This is a genomic window from Actinomadura sp. NPDC049753 (assembly GCF_040674655.1).
Lineage (GTDB): Bacteria > Actinomycetota > Actinomycetes > Streptosporangiales > Streptosporangiaceae > Spirillospora > Spirillospora verrucosospora.
The window spans coordinates 1-2,770 of the sequence record NZ_JBFARL010000403.1 but is presented as its reverse complement, the minus strand read 5'-3'; the positions used below and the strand labels follow the sequence as shown (position 1 = coordinate 2,770).

Genomic DNA, 2,770 nt, shown 5'->3' with positions numbered 1-2,770 from the left:
GAGCCGGACTCGAGGAGGGACGAAGTCCCGTGCAGTACGATCGCAAATCGTATGCGACGGCGCTGGCCGCGGGTCTCGTGCTGGCCCTCACCGCGCCGTGGACGGCGGGCCACATCGGCGCCGACGACCCCGGCCAGGCCGTGGGCATGGTACGGGTGCTGGCGCTGTTCCTGCCCCTCGCCGGGGCGCACGACGCGCTGCTCGCGGCGACCCGCGGGCACGGCTCGATGCGGCCGACCGTCCTCGTCGACAAGATCATGCGGCAGACGCTCCAGGTCGCCGGGGTCGTCGTGGCGGCGCTGCTGACCGACGACGCGGTGTGGCTCGCGCTGGCGTGGGCGGCGCCGTACCTGCCGTGCCTGGTCGTCGCCCTCCTCTGGTACCTGAGGATCAGCCGCCGCGGCCGCGCCGGGGCTCCGGTGGCCGCGGAGCCCGGGACGCCGTCCGGCTGGCGTCCGCTGGCCGGCGACTTCTGGCGCTTCACGGGGCCGCGCGCGTTCGCGCAGATCTGCCAGACGGCGTTCCAGCGCGCCGACATCGTGCTCGTCGCGGCGCTCAGCTCGCCCCGCGAGGCGGCGATCTACACCGCCGCGACCCGGTTCATCGTGATCAGCCAGCTCGTCACCCAGGCCGTGCAGAACGTCATGCAGCCCGCGGTGAGCCGGCTGATGGCGCTCGCCGACCGCGCGGGCGCGCAGCGGGTGTTCGCGGTGTGCGCGTCCTGGAACCTCGCGCTGGCCTGGCCGGTGCACCTGTCGATCGCGGTCGGCGCGCCGGTGTACGTGGGCTCCTTCGGCGAGGGCTACCGCGGGACCGGCGAGGTCGTCACGGTCATCCTGGCGATGGCGATGCTGGTGGCGACCGCGACCGGCGCCCGCGACGTGATGCTGCTGATGGCGGGCCGCAGCGGGCTCAGCCTGGTCAACCAGAGCGCCGCGCTCGGGGTGAACCTGGTGCTGAACGTGCTCCTGATCCCGCCGTTCGGGATCGCCGGGGCGGCGGTCGCGCGGGCGTGCGGGCTGCTCGTGCGAACGCTGCTGGCCCTGGTCCAGGTCCGGCGCATCCTCGACATGACCCCGGCGAGCGCCGGGCTGTTCTGGGCGGGCGGCTCCGCGCTGGTCAGCTTCGCGGCGGTGCCGCTGGCCGTCCGGCTGGCCGCCGGCTCCAGCGAGGCCGCCCTCGCCGGCGGGCTGGTCCCGGGCGCGATGCTGTACCTCGCCCTCCTCTGGGCCGGCCGCGAGCGGCTGTCCCTCACCGCCTTCGCCTCCCTGCTGCCGGGGAGGCGCGGCCGTGCCGCACTCGCGGGCGCCGCCGCCGCGCCCGCCACCGAAACGACATCTGCCAGGAGCATGCATGCCCACGGGAATTGACCAAGTACGCCGCAAGTCCCGCGCGGTGCTTCGCAAGAGCGGGCTCGCACCGAGCGGCCCGGTGTACGGCCGGCTGGTCGACGCCGGGCGTTCGCTGCCGATCCCGGCCGCCGCGCGCGTCGCGGTGTCCACCGCCGTGCTGCGGCGCCCGTGGAAGGTGCCGGTCCGGTTCGACCAGCTCCTCGTCGGCGCGCAGGGCGGCTGGACGGCCCGCGAGTTCGCCGACCGCACCGGCGACCTGCTGTGGCCGTCGACGCCGTTCCTGGACGGCCCGCACGTGGGGCTGCTGCGGCTCGCCGACGAGCGGCCGGAGCTCACCGACGCCGAGATCCTGTCCAGCGCCTACGGCCGGCTCGGGATGCGCTGCATCGAGGCGGGCGGCAACTACTTCGGCGGCACCGACGAGGCCGGCGTCCTCGCCGCCGCCCGCGCGTTCGTCGCGCGGTACCGCGGCGAGGAGGCGCCCGGCGCGGCGCCCCGCCCGCAGCAGAGCGGGCCGCAGGACCCGGTGCTCGTCGCGCCCGTCCGCGGCTCCGACCAGTACCAGATCCTCGACGGCCACCACCGGCTCGCCATCGCCGCGATGAGCGGCGCCGACGGCGCCAACGTCGTCGCCAAATGGCTGCCCGTCACCACGCCCCTGCAGGACCTCCTGCTGAAGATGAGCTGGCTCGACGGCACCCACGAGCTCTACCAGCCGATCGACGCGCCCGAGCTGAGGTCCGGCTGGACGACCGTCCGGCAGTGCACCGACCGACTCGCGAAGATGGACGCGTTCCTCGGCGAGCGCGGCCTCGCCGGGGGCCGCTACCTGGACGTCGCGAGCTGCTACGGCTGGTTCGTCGCGAAGATGGCCGAGCGCGGCTTCGACGCCGAGGGCGTCGAGCGCGACCCGCTGGCCGTCCCGCTCGGCCGGGCCGTCTACGGGCTCCCGGAGGGCGCCGTCTCTACCGGCGACTGCGTCGACTTCCTCGGCGGGCACGACGCCGGCCGCTGGGACGTGGTGTCCTGCTTCAGCCTCCTGCACCACTTCGTCCTCGGCCGCGGCTCGGTGAGCGCCGAGGAGCTGATCCGGCTGCTGGACCGCGCCACCGGCCGGGTCCTGTTCTTCGACACCGGCCAGGACAACGAGGCGTGGTTCGCCGACTCGCTGCGCGGCTGGGACCCCTCCCGCGTCGCGGCGTTCCTGCGGGAGAACACCGGGTTCGACGAGATCGTCGACCTCGGGCCCGACGACGACGCCCGGCCGCCCTACGAGGACAACTACAGCAGGCACCTGTTCGCCTGCGTCCGCTCGGCGTGACCCACCGGAGGCGATCGCAGGCGCGCCGCTCGCTCGCCGCGCTCATCGTCCTCCCGGTGCTCCTCGCGGCACCGGCCTGCGGCGGGTCGCCCGCGCC

The 2,770-nt window shown here is 75.1% G+C and carries 2 protein-coding genes; both read left to right on the top strand.

Features of this window, described 5'->3' with window-relative positions; all coding sequences use genetic code 11:
* Positions 1-29: 29 nt before the first annotated feature.
* Entirely contained in the window at positions 30-1,370 is a 1,341-nt protein-coding gene (locus AB0K37_RS41575) for a polysaccharide biosynthesis C-terminal domain-containing protein (RefSeq protein WP_363991583.1), read from the top strand.
* A complete protein-coding gene (locus tag AB0K37_RS41570; protein WP_363991581.1) occupies positions 1,354-2,673 on the top strand; it encodes a ParB N-terminal domain-containing protein in 1,320 nt (439 codons plus the stop codon). The genes AB0K37_RS41575 and AB0K37_RS41570 overlap by 17 nt, the downstream gene beginning before the upstream one ends.
* The last annotated feature ends 97 nt before the right edge of the window (positions 2,674-2,770 follow it).

What these genes read in the sequence shown, in the direction of transcription:
- AB0K37_RS41570 (WP_363991581.1), top strand. Translation starts at nt 1,354, where the DNA reads ATGCCCACGGGAATTGACCAAGTACGCCGCAAGTCCCGCGCGGTGCTT.